The following is a 20,012-nucleotide window of genomic DNA, read 5'->3' as shown; positions in this document are numbered from 1 at the left end:
CAGGGACGAGTCGACAGAGACAAGGGTCACGCTCGTTCGCGATTGAGGCGGATGCCGTCGCTCGTTCTCCGCCGGTACAGGCATCCGCTTCCGAATCTCCTTCGGACCATATTGTATAGAGAAAGCGTCGGTCACACCTTCGGGCGCGACCGGAGCGGAACGAATCGAAGGGAGAGCGAGATGACTTATCCTCTATTTATCGTGACGGGATATAGCGGTTCCGGCAAGTCGACGACGTCGCGCGTGCTGGGAAGACTGATGCCCGACTTCGACGTTTTCGACATGGATATGATCGTGCATGAGCAGGATTTCCAGACGGCCTGCAATCATTGGATCCGAATCGCTTACTCCGTCGCCCTGTGCGGCCGGGGGACGATCTTGTTCGGTCCGGTGCCCTCGCCGTACAACGTGGCCGCCTGCGACCGCATCCGGCATTTCGATCCGATCCATTACTTGATTCTGAATTGCAGCGACGAGGCGAGAACCCGGCGGCTGACGGAGCGGGGAGGCTGGACGCCGGCCGGCATCCATCACACCAACCTGGCGGCAGCCGAGATGATCCGGGCCGCGCGGCATTCCGTCCCGCCGATTCCCGTCGTCGACACGACGAATACGCCGCCCCAGCTAGCCGCCGAGGCGATCCGGGAGTGGGCGCTCGCCCGTTGGCAGGGGCGGCTTGTCTGATCGAGCGGAGGGAGCGGCCCTGGCAGCGCTTCTTTCGTTATCTTGCCTTTTCATTCGGGCGCACTTCCGTTCGGGGGGCGGCGAGGAGTAAGATAGGGGAAGACCTGTACCCGGCAAGGAGCGGACCTTATGGAGCAATCGATCAAGCAGCAACTTATCGCCATGGCGGAAGAGCCGTACCGCAAGTTCGCCTCGTCCCTCATTCCGAACGTCGACAACGTGCTCGGAGTCCGGCTGCCCGCCCTGCGCAAGCTGGCCCGGACGATCGCGAAGGGGGATTGGCGCGATTACGTCCGAAGCGCGGGCACCGATACGTTCGAGGAGGTCATGCTGCACGGCATGGTCATCGGGTGCGTCCGGGCGGACGTCGAAGAGCTGCTGGAGCTGATCGCCGCCTTCGTTCCCCGCATCGACAACTGGTCGGTGTGCGACAGCTTCTGCAACGGACTCAAGTTCGCGAAGAAGCACAGGGAGCGGGTGTGGGAATTTCTCCAGCCCTACTTCGCGTCCCCGAACGAATACGACGTCCGCTTCGCGGTCGTCATGCTGCTTCAATATTACGCGGACGAGGAGTATATCGAGAGAACGCTCGGGCTGCTGGACGGAGTCCGCCACGAAGGCTACTACGCGAAGATGGCGGTGGCTTGGGCGGTGTCGATCTGCTACGTGAAGCTTCCCGAGCCGACGATGGCGTATCTGCGAAGCAGCGGGCTGGACGATTTTACCTACAACAAGGCGTTGCAGAAAATCGTCGAATCCCTCGCCGTCAGCGCCGACGACAAGAGCCGGATCCGCGCCATGAAGCGGCGCGCGTAGAGCGGAGCCTCCCTTCCGGGGCGGCTCCGCTCTCTTCGTTACTTGGCGTCGTGGAAAATGACGCCCAGACTGTAGCGGGTTCCGGCCGTTACCGTGCCGACCCCGTGGCGGAGCGTCGCCCGGTAGTAGCCGCGGGCGCCCGGGACCGGGCGATGCCGGGTCGGGAAGATGAGCCCTTCGCCGCGTTCCAGCGAGACGGCGTGGCCCCGGCTCTGCGCGCGGGGGCGCTGCTCCACGAGCAGGAATTCGCCGCCGCGATAATCTTCCTCTCGGCGGTTTAAGACGAACACGACCTGGAACGGGAAGAAGACGTCGCCGTACAGATCCTGGTGCAGGCAGTTGTAGCCTCCGGCTTCGTACTTGAGGATAAGCGGGGTTGGACGGGTCTGCTCGGCCGCGCGGCATCGGTCGAGAAATTCCGCAAGCGCATCGGGGTAGTCCGCCGGCTGGCCGAGCCGCTCCAGCCAGCGGTTCGCCGCGCGCGACAGCTCCGGGTAGAAGCCTTCGCGGAGCTGCCGCAGCCAATCCGGGAGCGGCGCGCCGAAGTACTTGTACTCTCCGCTCCCGAACCGGTAGCGCGCCATGTCGATGGTGCGCCGGAACCGGTCCTCCTCGCCGTAGGTGCCGACGATCGCTTCGCATTCCGCCTCGCTCAGCAGGGAGGGGAGCTTGGCGAACCCGTCGTCGTCGAGGGCTCGCTGCAGCTTGTCCCAGTCGAGCTCCCGGATTCGTTCCGGAATCGGCTTAAGCATGCCGGACCGCTTCCCCGGCCGGCGAGCCGGTCCGCTCCAGCCCGAGAAGCGCCGTCTTCATGTCGAGTCCTCCGCGATAGCCGGTTAGCGTTCCGCCCTTCCCGACGACCCGGTGGCAGGGCACCGCGATCAGCACGGGGTTGGCGCCGATCGCGGCTCCCGCCGCGCGGGCCGCGGCCGGCTTGCCGACGCGCCGGGCGATGTCCGAATACGACCTCGTCTCCCCGTAGGGAATCTCCCGAAGCGCGCGCCAGACCTCCTCTTGGAACGTTGTTCCGCGGAGATCGAGCGGAACGGCGAATTCGCGCCGTTCCCCGCTCAGGTACCCTCTTAATTCGTCCGCGTACGGGCGCAGCCGGTCGTCGTCCCGGACGAGCTCGGCGCCCGGCACCCGCGCTCTCGCCCAATCGGACAACTCCTCGTAGGGCTTCCCGGCCGAGCCGACGAAGACGAGGCCCTTCTCCGTGGCGGCTGCGTATAGGCTCCAGGCATCGCCGGACAGCCGCGTCCAATAGATCGTTTCGTTAATTCGATTCTCCATAATTCGAGACCTCCTTCGGTTGGCGCGAGACGTGCCGTTCCCGGTAAGCCGCCGGCGTCAGGCCCGTTCGCTTCTTGAACAGCGTAATGAAGTAAGGCAAGCTCGGCAGCCCTACGGCGGGGCCGATCTCGTTCACGGCCCGATCCGTCCCGGCCAGGAGCTCCCGGGCCCGCTCGATTCTCCGGCGCTGGACGTATTCGACCGGCGTGACGCCCTTCACCTTTTTGAACGTCCGGTGCAGATGATAGGGGCTGCCGTGGCTCATCTCGGCCAGAGCGTCCAGCGTGAGGGATTCTTCGTAATGGCGGTCGATATATTCCGTGACGAGGGAGATCCACTCTTCGTCCGGAAGCCTCCGGCCCGTCGGCTTGCAGCGCTTGCAGGGGCGGAACCGGGCGGCCAGCGCTTCCTCCGCCTTGCCGAACAGCACGACGTTCCCGGGCTTCGGCGGCTTCGACTTGCAGGACGGCCGGCAGAAGATGCCCGTCGTCTTCACCGCGTAGAAGAACCGGCCGTCGGCGGAAGCGTCATTCGCGACGATGGCCCTCCACTTTTCCTCCGTCATCGTCTCCGTTCCTTCGATGCTCTCTCGATCCGTCACCGTCGTTCACCTCCACGAACAGTATAACCCCTGCGGGGGGCGTTTGGACGATTTTCGGAATGAAGCCGCAAGATAACGAAACTCTCCTGCATTCGGCGCTCCGCCGCGGGGCTTCCTTCGGATAGCGCGAGGGTTTACAATGGATAAGCCGGAATCGCCGGCTAGGATCGGCTATTATACTTATGAAGCGGAGTGCGTCCGATGTCCGCGTTAATCGATTCGTTGACCTCCTTGACCGAAGAGGACGTGAGAAGCTTCCTCGACCAATACCGCTCGTTCGGGCCACTTCCCGGCATCGCCCTGACCTTCCTCAAGTCGTTCGTGCCGCCGCTGCCGACGATCGTCATCGTGGGCGTCAACGCCGCCGTGTACGGGCTGTGGCTCGGCTTCCTGTACTCCTGGATCGGCATGATCCTCGGGTGTCTGACGACGTTCCTGATCTTCCGCCGGATCGGCGAGCACCCGTACGCGAGGAAGTGGGAGAACAAGCCGCGGGTTCAGAGGAGCATGAGGTGGATCCGCCGGAACGCGTTCAGCTACGTCTTCCTGCTCAGCCTGTTCCCGGTCGGCCCGTTCGTCGTCATCAACATCGCGGCCGCCCTTGCGCGGATGCCGCTGCGTTCGTTCCTGATCGCCATTCTGTTCGGCAAGGCGGTCATGGTGCTGTCCGTCTCGTACATCGGCCACGATCTCGGCCGGTTCGTGCGCGAGCCTCTGGAGCTCGTCTACGTCATTCTGTTCGTCGCCGCTTCGTTCGTCGTCAGCAAGAAGCTGGAGGCGAAGTTTACGAAATAGAGGAGGGGCGCGGGCGATAATTAGACGTTTTTCTCCCCGGGGAACTTCTTGTGATCGGTCCGCCTTCCCCCTATAATGAAGGAGCAATCGCTTACAGAACAGGGAAGAGAGGTGCCCGGGATGGAACTGGTCATATCGCCGGCCGCCTTGTCGTGCTTCCGGCACGACTGGGGGTTCAAGGGAGGAGATTCCGTCCGGATCTTCGTCCGCTACGTCAGCGGAGGCTCGGAGCCTTACGGCTTCGGCATCATGAAGGACGAACCGATGGACCCCGCCGCCGTCGTGGAGAACGACAAGCTTACCTTTTACATGGAGAGCAAGGACGTATGGTTTCTGGAGCGGAAGAAGCTGACGGTCGATTGTCTGAGGGGCGACATCGTCTTCCTGGTCGGGTAGCGCCCGGCCTCGTTATAAGCTCGAACGGCACCGCCGGCTGCGGCGCTCCCGTTCGAGTTTTTTTGTTGCGCGGCGGGCGGCTCAACCGGCCCTCGTCCAGCGGCCCCGCATACGCGCGCGCCTTGAACGAACGATCCATCCGTTGCGGCCCCCAATCCCCGCGCCATCACCGTCTCACGGCCCCCAATCCCGCACAACTCCCACGCTATCCGTTCGCAGGACCGCAACAAGCGGAAAAAACCGTCTTGTTGGAGGCGAGAAGCCCCGCGCAGGACCGCAACAAGCGGAAAAAACCGTCTTGTTGGAGGCGAGAAGCCCCAATAAAGCCCAGCCCCCGGTCCAGCTCCAAAACCGCCGCCGGCGCATAGCGGGCGCAGGCCGGGCCCGGCGCGCGAATGCAAGGCCTGTCCGCGAATTTTCCGTGTTGACAGCTGCCCGTTTATCCCCTATATTAATAGTAAGTTAAATATAATTTTGTAAGCAAATTTTAATTTGTAAGTAACAATAAGGAGGAATTCCACATGGCCAAATCCAATTGGGCGGTAGACGTCTCCCACAGCGCGATCGACTTCTCCGTCAAGCACATGATGATCGCCAAGGTCAAAGGCTCGTTCCACAGCTTCGAAGCCCAGATCTCGGCCGACCCGGCCGATCTGACGACGGCGGACATCGCGTTCCAGATCGACCTGTCCAGCGTCGACACCCGCAACGGCGACCGCGACGCGCATCTGAAGTCCGCCGACTTCTTCGACGTCGAGAACCATCCGAAGCTGCTGTTCAAGGCAACCAAGATCGTCTCCAAGGGCGAGGGCGAATACGAAGTGACCGGCGACGTGACGCTGCACGGCGTGACCCGTCCGGAGACGTTCGCCGTCACTTACGAAGGAGCGGGCAAGGACCCGTGGGGCAACGAGAAGGCCGGCTTCAGCGCGACGGGTAGCCTGAAGCGCAGCGACTACGGGTTGACGTACAACGCCGTGCTCGAGACGGGCGGCGTGCTGATCGGCGACGAAGTGAAGGTGTCGATCGAGATCGAAGCCGCGAAGGCCTGATCCGTTCCTTCTATAATAACGAAGAAGAACCTCCAACCCGCGCGAGACCGCGCGAACCGGAGGTTCTTTCGATTTGCCGACCGGGATGTTCATGGCCGCTTCCGATGGGCCGGCTTGGACGTTTTTTCGTTTCTTTTCTCGCCGAATCAGACGCTCTGGCCGCTCCGCTTCTCCTAAGCCGCCTAAGCCGCCTAAGCCGCCTAAGACGCCTAAGACGCCTAAGCCGCTTAAGAAGCCCCCTGCCACTTCGTGGAGTTCCGATACTCCTTCGCCGTCATGCCCATGGACCGCTTGAACATGCTGCAGAACTGCACGTCGCTGGCGAACCCGGACTGCAGCGCGATGTCCGAGATCGAGATCCGCGTCTCGGACAGCAGCATCTTCGCGTACTCGATGCGTTTGGCGAACAAATACTGCAGCGGCGCCTCGCCGTACTTCTCCTTGAACAGATGCCGGAACCGGTCGTAGCTGTAGCCCGACATCTGCGCGAGCGTCTCGACCGCGATTTTCTGCCGATAATGCTCGTCCATGTAATTGCGAACGTACTGCAGCTGGTCGGCGGAACGCGGAGGCAGCTTGTCGGTGTCGATGAGCCGCTGGATCTGGATGATCAGCCGGCCCGCCAGCAGGTTCAGCATGTCGCCGTACCCCGGCCGCTGCTCCAGGAACTCGTCCTTCATCTGGAACATCGTGTGCAGAATCGTCAGGGCGGAGTCGTCTTCGAAAATCCCGTTTAAACCCCTGAGCGCTTCGTGACCGCTGTGGAAGCCGATGAATAAGACCTCCCCGCCCGTCGCATGCTTCTCTTCATGAACGACGTTAGGCGAGATGACGGCGAACATGTTGCTCCGAAAAGCATAATTGCGGGATGCGATCGTAGACTCGCCCGACCCGCCCAAATAATAAACCAGCTCATAACAGCCGTGGACATGCGGCGGTATATATTTATCCTTGTCTCGACGAGAGAAAAAAAGGAAATCCAGGCGGTTCATGTCCTTCTCCCCCCTTCCGAACTATAGCCAAATCATATAATAAAACTGGCCGGATTTGAATAAAATATCGCCTTTATTTTTGGTAGGATTAGATTACGGCACAGCCGAATCCGTAAATTCGGAGCTCAGGAGAGCAACGGGAATTCCGAAGCGCGCGGGCGGCGGCCGAACTATCGCAAGAGAAGGGGTCGTCATCATGAAGCAAAAATGGGTACTCGTCGTTCTTTTGTTGGCGCTTACACTAACCGCATGCTCCAAAGCCGGCTCGAACGGCGGCGAAGCTTCTTCCGGAAGTTCTCCTAGCGCAGGCAATAGCGCAAGCGCATCGAATTCCGGCGCGCTGAAGGTCGTTCTCCTCATCCCCGGAACGCTGGGGGACAAGTCGTTCTTCGACGCGGCCAACGCCGGCCTGACCAAGGTGAAGCAGGAGCTCGGAGCCGAGACCAAAGTGATCGAGATGGGCACCGACCAGACGAAGTGGGAGCCGACGTTCAACGACGTGGCCGGCCAAGACTGGGATGTCATCATCTCCGGCGGCTCGCAGATCACCGAGCTGCTGAACGCGACGGCGGAGCAGCATCCGGACAAAACCTTCATTAACTACGACACCGACATCCAAGAGACGGCGGCCAACGTGCACGCCTACTCCTACGCGACCAACGAGGTGTCCTTCCTGACCGGCGCGGTCGCCGCGCTGACCTCGACCTCCGGCATGCCGAACGCGAATCCGGACAAGCTGATCGGCTTCGTCGGCGGGATGGACATTCCGGGCATCAACGCGTTCCTGGTCGGCTATATCGAAGGGGCCAAATACGCGGTTCCCGACATCAAGGTCGCGATCTCCTACGCCGGCGACTTCGCGAACCCGGGCAAGGGCAAGGAGCTGTCGCTGCTGCAGTACAATTCCGGCGCCGACTTGATCTTCAACGTGGCGGGCGGCACGGGGCTCGGCGTCTTCGAAGCGGCGAAGGAGAAGAAGCGCTACGCCATCGGCGTCGACTCCGACCAGGCGGCGATGATGACGGGAACGGACGCGGACAAGGCCTCCCTGATCGTCACCTCCGCCATCAAGAAGATCGACGAAGTCATCCTGAGCGCGGTGACGAAGGTCAAGGACGGTTCGCTCGAGATGGGCAAACTGGAAGTGGTCGGCATCAAGGAGAACGGCGTCGGTCTGGCGGAGAACAGCATTTATTCGAACGTCGTGCCGGAGGACATCCGCGCGAAGGTCGAAGAGATCAAGACGAAGCTGACGAGCGGCGAGATCAAGGTCGACAACGCGATGGGCATGGATACGGCCCAGATCGACGAGATTCGCAATTCGGTCAAGCCGTAATCGCGATCGGCCGCGATCGAATCCGACCGTTATCGTTCCGCCGAGCGGAACCCTAATCGAATAGATGCGGCGTCCGGGGATATCGTTCATCGATGTCCCCGGTCTTCTGCGGGGCCCTTCGGCGATAGGCCATTCGAAGGAAGGAGAGAGGGCGAATGAGCGAGAGCTTGCTGGAGATGCGCGGCATCTCCAAGGTATACCCGAACGGCGTCGTCGCGAACGCGGGCGTGAACTTCTCGCTTCGGGAAGGCGAGATCCACGCGGTCGTCGGCGAGAACGGAGCGGGCAAGTCGACGCTGATGAAGATGATGTTCGGGATGGAAGAGCCGAGCGAAGGCGAGATGCTGCTGCGAGGCGAGAAAGTCCGCTTCCGCAGCCCGCAGGACGCGATCGACAGCGGAGTCGGCATGGTGCACCAGCACTTCATGCTCGTCCCGTCGTTCACGGTCGTGGAGAACATGATTCTCGGCATGGAGCCGCGGAAGGGGCTCGGCATCAACCGGGCGGAGGCCGAGCGGGTCACCCGAGAGTTGTCCGCGAAGTACAATCTGCACGTCGATCCGAACGCGCGGGTCGAGGATCTGTCGGTCGGGATGAAGCAGAAGGTGGAAATATTGAAAGCGCTGTTGCGCGGCGCGCAAATTCTCATCTTGGACGAGCCGACCGCCGTGCTCACCCCGCAGGAGACGGAGGAGCTGTTCCGCGAGCTGAAGCTGCTGAAGCAGGCCGGGCACACGATCGTCTTCATCTCGCACAAGCTGAAGGAAGTGAAGACGCTGTGCGATCGGATCACGATCATGCGCGCCGGCCGGACCGAAGGCGTGTTCGAGACGGCGTCCGTCACGGAGCAGGAGATCTCGAGGCTGATGGTCGGGCGCGACGTCGTGCTCAAGTACGACAAGGAGAAGAAGGCGAAGGGGAAGCCCGTGCTCGCCGTCCGGGACCTCGCCTATACGAACGCCGCCGGCAAAAAAACGCTCGACCGCGTCCGCTTCGCCGTCCGCGAAGGCCATATTCTCGGCATCGCCGGCGTCGAAGGGAACGGCCAGGCCGAGCTCGTGAAGGCGCTGACGGGCCATCTGCCCGGCGCGACGGGAACGATCGACGTGGCGGGCAGCGTCGTGGCCGGCCAAGGCATCAAGGCCGTCCGCGGCCTCGGCGTCGCCTACATTCCGGAGGACCGGATGCGGCAGGGCGCGGCCAAGGAAGCGAGCATCGCCGACAACCTGATCTCGACGCGGTACGCGAAGAAGGAGTGGAACCGCGGGCCGTTCCTCGACCGGCGCCGGATCGCGCAGATGTCGAAGGACATGATCGAGCGGTTCAAAATCCGCTGCAAGGGCCCCGAGCAGGAGATCGGCATGCTGTCCGGAGGCAACATGCAGAAGGTCATCGTCGCCCGGGAGAGCTCGGCGTCGCCGCGCCTGCTGATCGCGGAGCAGCCGACCCGGGGCGTCGACGTCGGAGCGGCCCAGCTCATCCACCAGCGGCTGCTGGAGCTCAGGGAGCAAGGCTGCGCGATCGTGCTGCTGTCGGCCGACCTGAACGAGGTGCTCGAGCTGAGCGACAGCCTGATCGTCCTGTACAACGGGGGCGTCGCCGCGTACTTCGACGATCCATCCGGCGTGTCCGAGGAGAAGCTCGGCCTGTACATGCTCGGGCTCGAGCAACAAAGCGAGGAGGAAGCGGGGAAGGCTTATGATCTTTAACACGCGCAATTTCGAGAAAATCCGGACGCTCGCCGTCGTTCTCATCTCGCTTCTGATCGCGTTCCTGGTCATCTCGATCATTAGCGAACATCCTCTCAAGACGATCGGGATCTTCCTGTTCGAACCGATCCGCACCGTCTCCCATATCGGGAACGTGGTCGAGATGTCGATCCCGCTTATGTTCACGGGTTTGTCCGTCGTGCTGCTGTTCCGGACGAACCTGTTCAACCTCGGCGCCGAAGGCATCTTCTACTTCGCCGCGGTCGTCGCTTCGAGCGTCGCGATCCACTTCGCGGCGAACGCCTTCTTCCATCCCGTCGTCGCGGTGCTGGCGGGAGCGGTCGTCGGCGCCTTGTTGTCGGCCATTCCCGGCATCCTGAAGGCCAAGTGGAACGTGAACGAGCTCGTGTCGTCGCTTATGTTCAACAGCATTCTTTTCGGAGTCGGGCTCTACCTGCTCAACTACTACCTGCGCGATCCGCAGAGCTTCTCGAACTCCTCGTACAAGTTCCGGCCGTCCGCGATGCTGGACGTCATCGTCCCCGGCACCCGCATCCACAGCGGCTTGATCGTCGCGCTTCTGTGCGTCGCCGCCGGACACTACTTCATGTACCGGACGAAGTGGGGCTACGAGCTGCGGATGACCGGCGCGAATCGGGAGTTCGCCGAATTCTCCGGCATCAACACGACGAAGGTCATCATTATGGTGCACCTGATCGCCGGATTCCTCGCCGGCATGGGCGGCTCGATCGAGGTGCTAGGCATGTACAACCGCCTCCAATGGGCGTCCTTGCCGGGCTACGGGATGGACGGCGCGCTCGTCGCCCTGCTCGCGAAGAACAATCCGGCGTCCGTCATCGGGGCCGCCTTGTTCCTCGCTTATATCCGGATCGGGGCGGATCAGATGGCGCGCATGTCGGACGTGCCGGCGGAGATGATCTCGATCATCCAGGCGGTCATTATTCTGCTGATCTCGGCCGAGCAATTCCTGAAGTTCTGGAAAAACCGGATGCTCTTGAAGGAGGCGGGCGTGCGTGAATGAGCTGTTAAACATCGTCTTCTCCACCGACTTCGCCTTCTCCATCCTTCGCGTGGCGACGCCGATCCTGTTCGCCGCGCTGGGCGCCCTGATCTCGAACAAGGCGGGTATCGTCAACATCGGACTCGAAGGCATCATGCTCGTCTCGGCTTTGACGGGCGTCGTCGTCAGCGCCCAGACGGGCAGCGCGTGGGTCGGACTCGCCGGAGCCGTGCTGGCCGGACTGCTGATCGCGGCGATACTCGGGTTCTTCACCTTGAAGTTCCGAACGCACATCATCCTGGGCGGCGTCGCCGTCAACATGTTCGCTTCGGGCGGCACCGTCTTCATCCTGTACCTGGTCAGCGGGGACAAAGGGGCTTCCACGTCGCTGAAGAGCGAAGTGCTGCCGAACGTCCGCCTCCCGCTCGTGGAGGACATTCCGGTGCTCGGGCCCATCCTGTCCGGCCATCATCTGCTGACCTATGTCGCCCTGCTGTCGGTCGTCGCGATGTATTATCTGCTCAAAAGAATGCCGCTCGGACTTCGCATCCGCTCCGTCGGCGAGAATCCGCACGCGGCCCAGTCGGTCGGCGTGCGCGTGAACCGCGTGCAATTCACCGCCTTGCTGCTGAGCGGCCTGTTCGCCTCGTTGGGCGGCGCGTACATGTCGATGGGCTATCTCTCCCTGTTCTCGCGCGACATGACGGCGGGCAGAGGCTGGATCGGCATCGCGGCGGAGGCCGTCGGCCGCAGCACGACCGTCGGCACGTTCCTCTCGTCCCTCGTGTTCGGGGCGGCGGACGCGCTGGCGAACGCGCTGCAGATTCTCAAGATCCCGTCCGAGCTCGTGGCGACGACGCCTTACGTGACGACGGTCGTCGGCTTGACCGTGTACGCGATCGCGGAAACCCGTCTCAAGAAGCGCAAGGCCCGGCGTCATTCGCCGTCCGACAGCTAGCGGATATTAGATTTTAGACTATCGATCATAGACCAACGGATCCGGCCGGGCGTATCGCCCGGCGGACGGCGGAAAGGACATTGTTATGAACCGTGTAATCATCGATACCGATATCGGAAGCGACATCGACGACGCGATGGCGATCTCGCTCGCCCTGCGAGCGCCGGAGATTCGGCTGGAAGGCATCACGACCGTATACGGGGACGCGGATCTGCGCGCCCGGATCGTCCGGAAGGTGCTTCAGCTCGGACGGAGGGAGGACGTGAAGGTGTACGCCGGCATCGACCAGCCGCTTCTGCACAACCGCGAAGTCTGGATGGCCGGCCACGAAGGCCAGGATCTGCTCGTGGAAGGCGAGAAGCTCGAATACGAGAGCAAGCACGCCGTCGACTTCATCATCGAGACCGTCATGAACCATCCGGGCGAGATTACGCTCATCCCGATCGGCCCGCTGACGAATATCGCGGCCAGCATCATCCGCGAACCGGCCGTCGCCAAGAACGTCAAGGAGATCGTCATGATGGGAGGCGTCACGCGCCTCGGCGGCAACGGCATCGACATGCGGACCGTCGAGCACAACATCGTCTGCGATCCGGAAGCGGCCTCGCTCGTCTTCCGAAGCGGCGCGCCGATCGTCATGGCCGGCCTGGACGTCACGCTCCAGGTGGAGATTACCGACGAGGAGAGAAGGCGGCTGGTCGAGTCGGGCGATCCGCTGAACGCGGCGCTCGCCGCCATGATGCAGCGGTGGTTCGACTTCGTGAACGAGAAGAAGACGTTCATGCACGATCCGCTGACCGTGTCGATCCTGATCGACCGCAGCCTCGTCCAGACCCGGAAGATGAAGATCCAGGTCGAGTACGACCATCGCCCGAAGACGGGCCAGACGATCGCGACGCTGGCCGAGGACGCCAACGTCGAGGTGTGCCTCGAGGTGGACCGGAAGCGGATGATCGACCTGCTCATGAGCCGCCTGCTCGGCGGAGGGAAGGCATGAAGCCGGGACCGATCCTCGTCGTCGGGAGCCTCAACATGGACATCGTCACCCGAGCGCCCAAGTTCCCGCTGAGGGGGGAGACGATTCTGGGCGAAGAGGTCCGCTTCGTCCCCGGAGGCAAGGGAGCGAACCAGGCCGTCGCCGCGGCCCGGCTCGGAGCCGACGCCGTCATGCTCGGCGCCGTCGGCGACGACCGGTTCGGCGAGGAGCTGACGGCCTCGCTCGAGGGCAGCGGCGTGCGGACTAGCCGGCTGCTGGTCAAGCCCGGGACGGCGACCGGCATCGCGTCCATCACGCTGACTCCCTTCGACAACAACATCGTCGTCGTCCCGGGCGCCAACGGACGGCTCGCCCCGCGGGACATCGAAGCCGCCAAGGACGAATTCGCGGCCGCCGCCGTCGTGCTGCTGCAGCTGGAGATTCCGCTGGACGCGGCCGTGCGGGCGTCCGAGCTGGCGAGAGAGCAAGGGGTGCCGGTCGTCCTGAACCCGGCCCCCGCGCGCGAGCTCCCGCCGGAGCTGCTGGCCGGCGCGACGTATATGACGCCGAACCGGACCGAGCTCGCGGCGCTGACGGGCGAAGAGGAGCTCGAGCCGGCCGTCGACAAGCTGCTCGCGATGGGGCCGGAGTACGCGATCGTCACGCTCGGCTCCGAAGGGGCGGCTTGGAAGCGCCGGGGCGAGCCGCTGCGCCGGGCGGAGGCGTATCGCGTTCCCGTCGTCGACACGACGGGGGCGGGCGACGCCTTCAACGGCGGGCTCGCTTCGGCGCTCGTGCGGGGCCTCTCCGTCGAGGAGAGCGTGCGCTTCGCCATGAAGACGGCGGCGCTGGCCGTCACGCGCTTCGGGGCGCAGGCCGGCATGCCGGCGTTCGAGGAGGTCGAGCGCTTCCCGCGGGAGGCTCCTAAGGCCGGCGCGGCGAACGCGGCAAGGGAGGGCGAGGAGGCTTGAGCTTGAACGAGAACGCGAATCCGAACGAGGTTCCGAACGCGAACGCGGGCGCCGGCGCCCATCCGAAGCCGGACGCCGTCCGCATGATCATCGACGCCGATACCGGCATCGACGACGCGATGGCGATTCTGTACGCCTTGAAGCATCCGGGTATCCGGGCGGAAGGCATCACGACCGTCTTCGGCAACATCCCGGTCGAGCGGGCGACGGACAACTCGCTGCGCATCGTCCGGCTCGCGAACGCGCCCTACGAAGTGCCCGTTCACCCGGGCGCGTCCGCCCCGCTGGTCCGGGAGCCGACCGGCTTCGCCGCCGAGGTGCACGGGACCAACGGAATCGGCGACGTAGAGCTGCCCGCTTCCGAGGCGAAGGCTCAGGCGGAACCCGCCGCGGACTTCCTGATCCGCAAGGCGAACGAGCTGGAAGGCCGGTTGACGCTATGCGCGCTCGGCCGGCTGACGAACGTGGCGGACGCGCTCGTCCGCGACCCGTCGCTGGCCGGCAAGCTCGAGCGAATCTACGTCATGGGCGGGGCCGTACGCGTCCCCGGCAACGTCACCCCGGTCGCCGAAGCGAACATCTGGGGCGATCCGGAAGCGGCGGACATCGTGTTCCGCTCGGGAGCGCCCATCACGATGGTCGGTCTCGACGTCACGATGAAGACGCTGCTGCGCCAGACCGACCTGGACCTGCTGCTGCGCCTCTGCAAGCCGGAGAACCGGGACATCGCGCGGTTCCTGAACGACTCCATGCGGTTCTACTTCGACTTCTACCGCGAGAGCAACTCGTTCTTCGCGTGCGCTCCGCTGCACGATCCGCTGACCGTCCTGGCCGCCGTCGAGCCCGGCGTCCTGCGGACGGAGGAGATGCGGATCGCCGTCGAATGCGAGAGCCGGCTGTGCGCCGGCATGACCGTCGCGGACCTTCGCCGCCGCCCGCAAGCGGGAAGCCCGGTCCAAGTCGCAGCGGACGTGGACGCCGAGCTGGCCGTCGCCAAGCTGCTGAACGTATTCCTGTAGCCGTGATCCGACTCCCTCCCGATCCCGGGGAGGAAGCCGCAAGAACCTCCGAACCGCGCGAAGCGGACCCGGAGGTTCTTGTTTATTTTCGCTAACAGACTACTTGCATAATGGGAGACATGGAAGTCTCGTTCATGGGAATAGCGCTTATACGATTCGTTAGCCGCGTTCCCCCGTCGAGACTGGAGCCGGGCACTCGCAAATTATAGAAGCTCTGCGCGACGCGCGATTCGGCTTTCTTCGCCCGCCGAGCAGGCGCGCAAAGGCGGAACCCCGCAAGGTTCCGCCCCCTATCCCGTCTTAATAATGTCTTGCGGTAATGTAACGGCTCGCCCAGTAGCCCGAATTGAGGCTGGACACGGCGACGCCCTTGCTCGGCATGTTGCTGATGAATTGCCCGTTGCCTATGTAGATGCCGACGTGATTGATCTGGCCCGGCGTGTTGACGCTGAAGAAGACGAGGTCGCCGATTGCGAGCCGCGACTTGCTCGGGACGGGGATGCCGAACCGCGTCTGGGCTTTGGAACCCCAAGGGATCTTTACCCCGTGCTTGGCGAAGACGAACTGGGTGAACGCGGAGCAGTCGAAGATCAGTCTGGAAGGATTCCGGACGCCGAATTGATAGCTTACTTTTCCCATATAGGACTTCGCCGTGTTCACGAACAGGTGCCCGTTGGTCGCGTAAATCTCCTGGGCGGAGGCAGGGGCCGGCATTGCGATGACGGTGGCCGAGCACAGAACCGACAGAGCGATGGACGACGCAGCGATTAATTTCTTCATGGCAATTGCACATCCTTGTACCAGTATTAGGCTTCCACTGGTAACTCTACACGAATCCCGAGGGGAAAATCGTTAGGGGACCGCTGGGCGAACTGTCAATTCGTTCCCATTTTTTGAGCGGGATGGGTATTTGGTTCTGCATTGGGACCTTGATCCTATAATGGCGCTCCGGCCTTGCCCGGCGGACGCGTTCTTCCCATAATAAGGCGAATGCGCCTCGAATCGGTCTCGGGACGGCCGGATCGAATTTGATTCTTAGGACTCAACGCGGCGAGAATTAGCCCCTCGTTCCTATAAGAGGGTTGTCCGTTTTTGCAATCTAAGCCCTAGTCCCTTCCGCGGAAAAACTTGGTAACATTAAGGATAGCAATGTCAGGACAAGTCGAAAGTCTGGGAGGGCGGGGTATGGAGCACTATCTGGGCAAGAGAGCGAAGGAGGATATCGTCAACTCCTACGGCGTGACGATCGTTCCCGCGAATACGACCATCGACGGCGATGCGCTCGAGTTGATTATCAAGCATCGCGTTAACGCAGATACGATCGTCCTGGAGTCGGACGAAGCGGCGCCGGCCGCGGCTCCGCTGGAGGACGCGGAGATCAGCCGGAGCGTGCAGCACCTGAAGGAGCTGTACCAGAGCATCCGGCTGTCGCGCAAAGTCCCGATCTGGGAGATTCGCAACGAAGTGCTTCCCGACGTCATGGGAGCGGCGGAGACATCGGACGTGTTCCAGCTGCTCGAGAAGATCAAGGGCAAGGACGACTACACGTACGAGCATCATATCGGGGTCGCGGCGTTGTCTTCGCTGATCGGCCGGTGGATGAACCTGAGCGAGCCGGAGCTGTCGTCGCTCACCCTGGCCGCCCTTCTTCACGATATCGGGAAAATCAAAGTGCCGGACGAGCTGCTGATGAAGCCCGGGAAGCTGACGGAGGAGGAGATGCGGCTCGTCCGCAAGCATACCGTCTACGGCTACGAGCTGCTCCGGGAGACGAAGGGCATCAACCACCGGATCGCCCTCGTGGCCCTCCAGCATCATGAGAGGGAAGGAGGCGGCGGCTATCCGTTCGGTCTGAAGCAGGACAAGATCGATCCGTTCAGCTCGATCGTGGCGGTGGCGGACGTGTTCCACGCCATGTCGTCCAAGCGGCCGTACCGCGAGCCTTATCCGTTCAACGAGCTGCTGCGCCAGATGGGCCAGGAGAAGTTCGGCGGCCTCAACCCGCAGGTCGTGTCGGTGTTCCTTCGGAATCTGTCCAACAAGCTCGTCGGCCAGCAGGTAAGGCTCACCGACGGGCGCGCGGGCGAGGTCGTCTACGTGAACCCGAACCAGCCCGAGTATCCGCTCGTCAAGACGGCCGACGAAGGCTTCGTCGACCTGAGCCGCGAGCGGGAAGCGGGAATCCGCGAGATTACGTTCAACGAATAGAAGCGAGCGATTGAGAGCGGCGCCCTTGGGGGCGCCTTCTTTTTTGTCCCATCTCCGCATAAGTTGGGAGGAGGGCTCGGCACGCCCGGGCCCGGAACTTGCGAACGATCGACGGGGAGGGACGGACATGAGACGCAGATGGGGAAGGCCGCTCGCGCTCCGCTGGAAGTGGAACCCGCCTCCGAGGAACAGGAGGTTCCGCGCTTCCCGCCGGCTCGCGCCCCGGCTGCAGGCGCCGGCGCCCCGAAGCGGCGGCTTCGTCGCCCGGAAGCGAAGGCCGGCCCGGCGCCAGACGGCGAACCCGAACGGCCAAGGCTGGATTACCCGGCCGCGCAAGCGGATGAAGCGCCGGCACTTCTGGATCATCATGGCGCTGCTTTTCGTGTTCGCCATGTTTCAATCTTTGCTTTTCCTCGACCGGTACTTGCGGGATCCGCTTATGTTCCTCGCGAAGGTTCGCATCACGCAGATCGCGACCGAAGCGGTGAACCAGGCGATGATGGACAATATCGCAAGCGGGGCGGACAGCAGCAAGATGATTCAATGGAAGACGAACGAAGCGGGGAAGATCACGGGGTTCCTGATCGATTACAAGGAGCAGATGAGCATTACGGCGCAGACGATCCAGGTCGTGGAGAGAACGCTGAAGGAGCAGGCGAGCTTGTACGAGAAAATCCCGCTCGGCCACGCCCTGAACAGCCCGTTCATCTCTTCGATCGGCCCGAGCGTATCGGTGCGGTTCCATCCGGCCAGCGCCGTTCAGGCGGAGGTGCGCACGCGCCAGACAAGCGCGGGCATCAATATGCTGCAGGTCGAGATTTACGTTCACATCAAGACGCAGATCGCCGTCGTCATCCCGTTCGACCGGGAGCCGGCCACGCTCGAGACGGACATCCCGCTCTCTTATATGATGGTCGTCGGCGACGTGCCGATGTACTACTACGACGGCCGGGGCAACCCGGTCGGCAGCGGCGCCGCGCAGGCTCCCGCGCTCTCTCTGCCGCCGGCATCGCAGCCGTCGGCCGCCGCTCCCGGGCCGGAATCGGCTCATGGCTAGGCCATCCGTCGCAACAAGCGGAAAAAACCGTCTTGTTGAGCGGGTCTGCACCGCCAACCGCCGCAACAAGCGGAAAAAACCGTCTTATCGAGCCAAACGAATCGCGCGGCCCATGCAAGCGTCCCGCTCTCTCTTCGGAGGAGCGGGGCGCTGTTTTTTTGGTTCCAGAGGCGAGAGAGGGAGCGGCGTTGCGACACGGGTGTGTTATGTATAATGACATCAAACACAGGCCATCCATCCTCGGTTTTGTGAAAGAGACAGCGGAAAGCGTTTCTTCATGTGTGTTTTTACAAGAAACCGCCAAATGAATGTCATGTATGTTGACGCTGTCGATCCCTTCCATTACGATCGGGGTGTATCGGACCTCAACTCAATACCCAATCCAAACAGGAGAATCCAGTCGATGGCTCACGATAACGAGACGGAGATCTACCGGGCAATCAAGCAAGCGATCATCGAGCAGAAGCTGCGGCCCAACGTGCAGCTGGTCGAGGAAGTCATCGCCGAATCGTTCGGCGTCAGCCGCACGCCCGTCCGCAACGTCGTCCGCAGGCTCGCGAACGAGAAGCTGGTCGTGATCATTCCGTACCGGGGAGCGTTCGTGGCTTGCCCGACCGTCGTCGAAGCGAAGGAAGTGTTCGAGATGCGCCGGGTGATCGAAGCCGCCGCCGTCCGCAACGTCTGCCGCACGCTCACGGATGCGCAGTACCGCGAGCTGAAGCGGCTGCTGGCCGAAGAGCACGAGGCCCAGCATCGCGGCGACAAGCTCGGGGCGATCCAGGTGACGGGAGACTTCCACCTGCGCCTCGCCGAGTTCTCGGGCAACTCCTATTACTCCCGGTACCTGGAGGAGCTGCTGTCCCTCACTTACGTCATCATGGCGCTGTACGGCGAACAGAGGATGAAGTGCTGCCAGGATCACGAGCATATTCTGGACGCGATCCGGGAGCGGGACTCCGCGGAGGCCGAGAGACTTATGGAGGAGCACCTCCGGGAGCTGGAGGGGACGCTGGACTTCAAGGAGGCGGAAGACAGCCCCCGGTCGCTCGCCGACATCTTCAAGAACGAGCGGCTCGTGTCCGCCCGCAAGTAAGACCGCTTTTTTTGCGCTCGGGATTGTATCCAATCTTGTATCTCAAATCAGGCGATATGGGATGCAATCGTCGCGTCCCGCCATTCCAAGAAGAGAAACGAGGCGATGTCCATGAAGCTGACCGTGGACGGGGTGAGCAAAAGCTTCGGCGGAAGATCGATTCTGAGAGAGGTCGATCTGACCGTCGGCGAGAACGAGTTCGTCTGCATTCTGGGGCACAGCGGCTGCGGCAAGTCGACGCTTCTGAACATGGTCGCCGGCTACCTGTTCCCCGACGAAGGGGAGATCCAGGCGGACGGCGAGACGATCCGGGGGCCTTCCAAGTCCCGGGGCATGGTGTTCCAGGATCACGCGCTGTTCCCGTGGTGCACCGTGCTGCAGAACGTATCCTTCGGTCCGGAGGTGCAGGGGGTGCCGAAGAAGCAGGCGAGGGAGACGGCGGCCCGCTTCCTGTCGCTGGTCGGGCTGGAGGCTTACGCGAATCACTATCCGGGAGAGCTGTCGGGCGGAATGAAGCAGAGGGTCGGCATCGCCAGGGCGCTCGCGAGCAGCCCGGACATCCTGCTGATGGACGAACCGTTCGGCGCGCTCGACATTTTGACCCGGGACATGATGCAGCGAGAGTTGAGGCGGATCTATGAAAAGCTGAGGCCGACGATCCTGTTCGTGACGCACAGCATCAGCGAGGCCGTCTACCTGGCGGACCGGCTCGTCGTGATGAAGCGCGGGATTATCGCCGATATTTTCGAGATCGGCCTCGAGCATCCCCGCTCGTACGAATCGCCCGGCTTCGGGGAAGCGATGGCGCGCATCGAGCGGCTGCTGATGGAAGACGAAGAGAGCAGCGGTGCTATGTCAAGACCATAAATCAGACGAATTTGAATGAACCGCACTCTTTTCAGGGGGTGACCCGGAAAAAGACAAACCCAAACTAAACCTGCCCTACCCGGATTTTCAGATATTTCCTTATGTACCGGGAAATAGGTGGCTCGTTTATGGACCTATGTCACCCGTGTTGTCGGTTCACCTCTCTGG

The 20,012-nt window shown here is 62.6% G+C and carries 21 protein-coding genes; 16 read left to right on the top strand and 5 right to left on the bottom strand.

The window, feature by feature from the left end:
* Nucleotides 1–180: 180 nt before the first annotated feature.
* Nucleotides 181–684 carry a DEAD/DEAH box helicase family protein gene (locus H7B90_RS10705; RefSeq protein WP_185135859.1) on the top strand — a complete coding sequence of 168 codons (504 nt, stop codon included), beginning with the start codon at nt 181–183 and terminating at the stop codon, nt 682–684.
* Between the two features lie 129 nt (nt 685–813).
* Entirely contained in the window at nt 814–1,500 is a 687-nt protein-coding gene (locus H7B90_RS10700; protein ID WP_185135858.1) for a DNA alkylation repair protein, read from the top strand.
* Between the two features lie 38 nt (nt 1,501–1,538).
* Here the strand turns inward: H7B90_RS10700 and H7B90_RS10695 are convergent, their stop codons facing one another.
* The 3 genes from H7B90_RS10695 to H7B90_RS10685 are packed head-to-tail and all read right to left on the bottom strand — an operon-like array spanning nt 1,539 to nt 3,358.
* Nucleotides 1,539–2,252, bottom strand: coding sequence for a 2OG-Fe(II) oxygenase (locus tag H7B90_RS10695; RefSeq protein WP_185135857.1), 714 nt, complete (start codon nt 2,250–2,252; stop codon nt 1,539–1,541).
* Nucleotides 2,245–2,793: a methylated-DNA--[protein]-cysteine S-methyltransferase gene (locus H7B90_RS10690; RefSeq protein WP_185135856.1), complete on the bottom strand. Its 549-nt coding sequence runs from the start codon at nt 2,791–2,793 to the stop codon at nt 2,245–2,247. The genes H7B90_RS10695 and H7B90_RS10690 overlap by 8 nt, the downstream gene beginning before the upstream one ends.
* Nucleotides 2,777–3,358: a bifunctional transcriptional activator/DNA repair enzyme AdaA gene (locus tag H7B90_RS10685; RefSeq protein WP_185135902.1), complete on the bottom strand. Its 582-nt coding sequence runs from the start codon at nt 3,356–3,358 to the stop codon at nt 2,777–2,779. Before H7B90_RS10685 ends, H7B90_RS10690 begins: the two co-directional genes overlap by 17 nt.
* A gap of 237 nt (nt 3,359–3,595) precedes the next feature.
* Here H7B90_RS10685 and H7B90_RS10680 point away from each other — a divergent pair, with 237 nt between their 5' ends.
* The 3 genes from H7B90_RS10680 to H7B90_RS10670 all read left to right on the top strand — a co-directional run bounded on the left by H7B90_RS10680 (nt 3,596) and on the right by H7B90_RS10670 (nt 5,637).
* Complete coding sequence (locus H7B90_RS10680; protein WP_185135855.1) at nt 3,596–4,189, top strand: TVP38/TMEM64 family protein; 594 nt, start codon at nt 3,596–3,598, stop codon at nt 4,187–4,189.
* Nucleotides 4,190–4,309: 120 nt separating this feature from the next.
* Nucleotides 4,310–4,585, top strand: a complete 276-nt coding sequence (locus H7B90_RS10675; RefSeq protein ID WP_185135854.1) for a HesB/YadR/YfhF family protein — start codon at nt 4,310–4,312, stop codon at nt 4,583–4,585.
* 521 nt (nt 4,586–5,106) lie between these two features.
* Nucleotides 5,107–5,637, top strand: coding sequence for a YceI family protein (locus H7B90_RS10670; RefSeq protein WP_185135853.1), 531 nt, complete (start codon nt 5,107–5,109; stop codon nt 5,635–5,637).
* Nucleotides 5,638–5,864: 227 nt separating this feature from the next.
* On the opposite strand, the gene H7B90_RS10665 is transcribed toward H7B90_RS10670, so the two are convergent.
* Nucleotides 5,865–6,629 carry an AraC family transcriptional regulator gene (locus H7B90_RS10665; protein ID WP_185135852.1) on the bottom strand — a complete coding sequence of 255 codons (765 nt, stop codon included), beginning with the start codon at nt 6,627–6,629 and terminating at the stop codon, nt 5,865–5,867.
* A 196-nt stretch (nt 6,630–6,825) separates the two neighbouring features.
* On the opposite strand from H7B90_RS10665, the gene H7B90_RS10660 reads away from it, so the two are divergent.
* From H7B90_RS10660 to H7B90_RS10630, 7 genes are all read left to right on the top strand, one after another.
* A complete protein-coding gene (locus H7B90_RS10660; RefSeq protein ID WP_185135851.1) occupies nt 6,826–7,965 on the top strand; it encodes a BMP family ABC transporter substrate-binding protein in 1,140 nt (379 codons plus the stop codon).
* A gap of 155 nt (nt 7,966–8,120) precedes the next feature.
* Nucleotides 8,121–9,674: an ABC transporter ATP-binding protein gene (locus tag H7B90_RS10655; protein WP_185135850.1), complete on the top strand. Its 1,554-nt coding sequence runs from the start codon at nt 8,121–8,123 to the stop codon at nt 9,672–9,674.
* Nucleotides 9,664–10,716, top strand: a complete 1,053-nt coding sequence (locus tag H7B90_RS10650) for an ABC transporter permease (protein WP_221481995.1) — start codon at nt 9,664–9,666, stop codon at nt 10,714–10,716. Before H7B90_RS10655 ends, H7B90_RS10650 begins: the two co-directional genes overlap by 11 nt.
* Nucleotides 10,709–11,653: an ABC transporter permease gene (locus H7B90_RS10645; RefSeq protein ID WP_185135849.1), complete on the top strand. Its 945-nt coding sequence runs from the start codon at nt 10,709–10,711 to the stop codon at nt 11,651–11,653. Before H7B90_RS10650 ends, H7B90_RS10645 begins: the two co-directional genes overlap by 8 nt.
* A gap of 85 nt (nt 11,654–11,738) precedes the next feature.
* Nucleotides 11,739–12,650 carry a nucleoside hydrolase gene (locus H7B90_RS10640; protein WP_185135848.1) on the top strand — a complete coding sequence of 304 codons (912 nt, stop codon included), beginning with the start codon at nt 11,739–11,741 and terminating at the stop codon, nt 12,648–12,650.
* On the top strand, nt 12,647–13,600 hold the full coding sequence (rbsK, locus tag H7B90_RS10635; RefSeq protein ID WP_185135847.1) for a ribokinase: 954 nt from the start codon (nt 12,647–12,649) through the stop codon (nt 13,598–13,600). The genes H7B90_RS10640 and rbsK overlap by 4 nt, the downstream gene beginning before the upstream one ends.
* Before the next feature lie 2 nt (nt 13,601–13,602).
* Complete coding sequence (locus H7B90_RS10630) at nt 13,603–14,619, top strand: nucleoside hydrolase (RefSeq protein WP_260410931.1); 1,017 nt, start codon at nt 13,603–13,605, stop codon at nt 14,617–14,619.
* 300 nt (nt 14,620–14,919) lie between these two features.
* Here H7B90_RS10630 and H7B90_RS10625 read toward each other — a convergent pair whose 3' ends face one another.
* Complete coding sequence (locus H7B90_RS10625) at nt 14,920–15,399, bottom strand: C40 family peptidase (RefSeq protein WP_185135846.1); 480 nt, start codon at nt 15,397–15,399, stop codon at nt 14,920–14,922.
* 405 nt (nt 15,400–15,804) lie between these two features.
* Here H7B90_RS10625 and H7B90_RS10620 point away from each other — a divergent pair, with 405 nt between their 5' ends.
* From H7B90_RS10620 to H7B90_RS10605, 4 genes are all read left to right on the top strand, one after another.
* Nucleotides 15,805–16,827 carry an HD-GYP domain-containing protein gene (locus H7B90_RS10620; RefSeq protein WP_185135845.1) on the top strand — a complete coding sequence of 341 codons (1,023 nt, stop codon included), beginning with the start codon at nt 15,805–15,807 and terminating at the stop codon, nt 16,825–16,827.
* Nucleotides 16,828–16,954: 127 nt separating this feature from the next.
* A complete protein-coding gene (yunB, locus tag H7B90_RS10615; protein WP_185135844.1) occupies nt 16,955–17,884 on the top strand; it encodes a sporulation protein YunB in 930 nt (309 codons plus the stop codon).
* 403 nt (nt 17,885–18,287) lie between these two features.
* Complete coding sequence (locus tag H7B90_RS10610) at nt 18,288–18,977, top strand: GntR family transcriptional regulator (protein WP_185135843.1); 690 nt, start codon at nt 18,288–18,290, stop codon at nt 18,975–18,977.
* A gap of 111 nt (nt 18,978–19,088) precedes the next feature.
* Entirely contained in the window at nt 19,089–19,844 is a 756-nt protein-coding gene (locus H7B90_RS10605) for an ABC transporter ATP-binding protein (RefSeq protein ID WP_185135842.1), read from the top strand.
* The last annotated feature ends 168 nt before the right edge of the window (nt 19,845–20,012 follow it).

It is taken from the genome of Cohnella xylanilytica (assembly GCF_014212175.1).
Lineage (GTDB): Bacteria > Bacillota > Bacilli > Paenibacillales > Paenibacillaceae > Cohnella > Cohnella xylanilytica.
Note: the sequence above shows the minus strand (reverse complement) of the source record. Positions and strands in the feature narration are given on the sequence as shown.

Bases quoted from the DNA above. Each gene is read 5' to 3' on its own strand.
- H7B90_RS10655 (WP_185135850.1), top strand. From the start codon at position 8,121: ATGAGCGAGAGCTTGCTGGAGATGCGCGGCATCTCCAAGGTATACCCG.
- H7B90_RS10680 (WP_185135855.1), top strand. From the start codon at position 3,596: ATGTCCGCGTTAATCGATTCGTTGACCTCCTTGACCGAAGAGGACGTG.
- rbsK (WP_185135847.1), top strand. From the start codon at position 12,647: ATGAAGCCGGGACCGATCCTCGTCGTCGGGAGCCTCAACATGGACATC.
- H7B90_RS10625 (WP_185135846.1), bottom strand. From the start codon at position 15,399: ATGAAGAAATTAATCGCTGCGTCGTCCATCGCTCTGTCGGTTCTGTGC.
- H7B90_RS10705 (WP_185135859.1), top strand. From the start codon at position 181: ATGACTTATCCTCTATTTATCGTGACGGGATATAGCGGTTCCGGCAAG.
- H7B90_RS10605 (WP_185135842.1), top strand. From the start codon at position 19,089: ATGAAGCTGACCGTGGACGGGGTGAGCAAAAGCTTCGGCGGAAGATCG.
- H7B90_RS10675 (WP_185135854.1), top strand. From the start codon at position 4,310: ATGGAACTGGTCATATCGCCGGCCGCCTTGTCGTGCTTCCGGCACGAC.
- yunB (WP_185135844.1), top strand. From the start codon at position 16,955: ATGAGACGCAGATGGGGAAGGCCGCTCGCGCTCCGCTGGAAGTGGAAC.
- H7B90_RS10700 (WP_185135858.1), top strand. From the start codon at position 814: ATGGAGCAATCGATCAAGCAGCAACTTATCGCCATGGCGGAAGAGCCG.
- H7B90_RS10670 (WP_185135853.1), top strand. From the start codon at position 5,107: ATGGCCAAATCCAATTGGGCGGTAGACGTCTCCCACAGCGCGATCGAC.
- H7B90_RS10660 (WP_185135851.1), top strand. From the start codon at position 6,826: ATGAAGCAAAAATGGGTACTCGTCGTTCTTTTGTTGGCGCTTACACTA.
- H7B90_RS10650 (WP_221481995.1), top strand. From the start codon at position 9,664: ATGATCTTTAACACGCGCAATTTCGAGAAAATCCGGACGCTCGCCGTC.
- H7B90_RS10665 (WP_185135852.1), bottom strand. From the start codon at position 6,629: ATGAACCGCCTGGATTTCCTTTTTTTCTCTCGTCGAGACAAGGATAAA.
- H7B90_RS10695 (WP_185135857.1), bottom strand. From the start codon at position 2,252: ATGCTTAAGCCGATTCCGGAACGAATCCGGGAGCTCGACTGGGACAAG.
- H7B90_RS10690 (WP_185135856.1), bottom strand. From the start codon at position 2,793: ATGGAGAATCGAATTAACGAAACGATCTATTGGACGCGGCTGTCCGGC.
- H7B90_RS10685 (WP_185135902.1), bottom strand. From the start codon at position 3,358: ATGACGGAGGAAAAGTGGAGGGCCATCGTCGCGAATGACGCTTCCGCC.
- H7B90_RS10640 (WP_185135848.1), top strand. From the start codon at position 11,739: ATGAACCGTGTAATCATCGATACCGATATCGGAAGCGACATCGACGAC.
- H7B90_RS10620 (WP_185135845.1), top strand. From the start codon at position 15,805: ATGGAGCACTATCTGGGCAAGAGAGCGAAGGAGGATATCGTCAACTCC.
- H7B90_RS10610 (WP_185135843.1), top strand. From the start codon at position 18,288: ATGGCTCACGATAACGAGACGGAGATCTACCGGGCAATCAAGCAAGCG.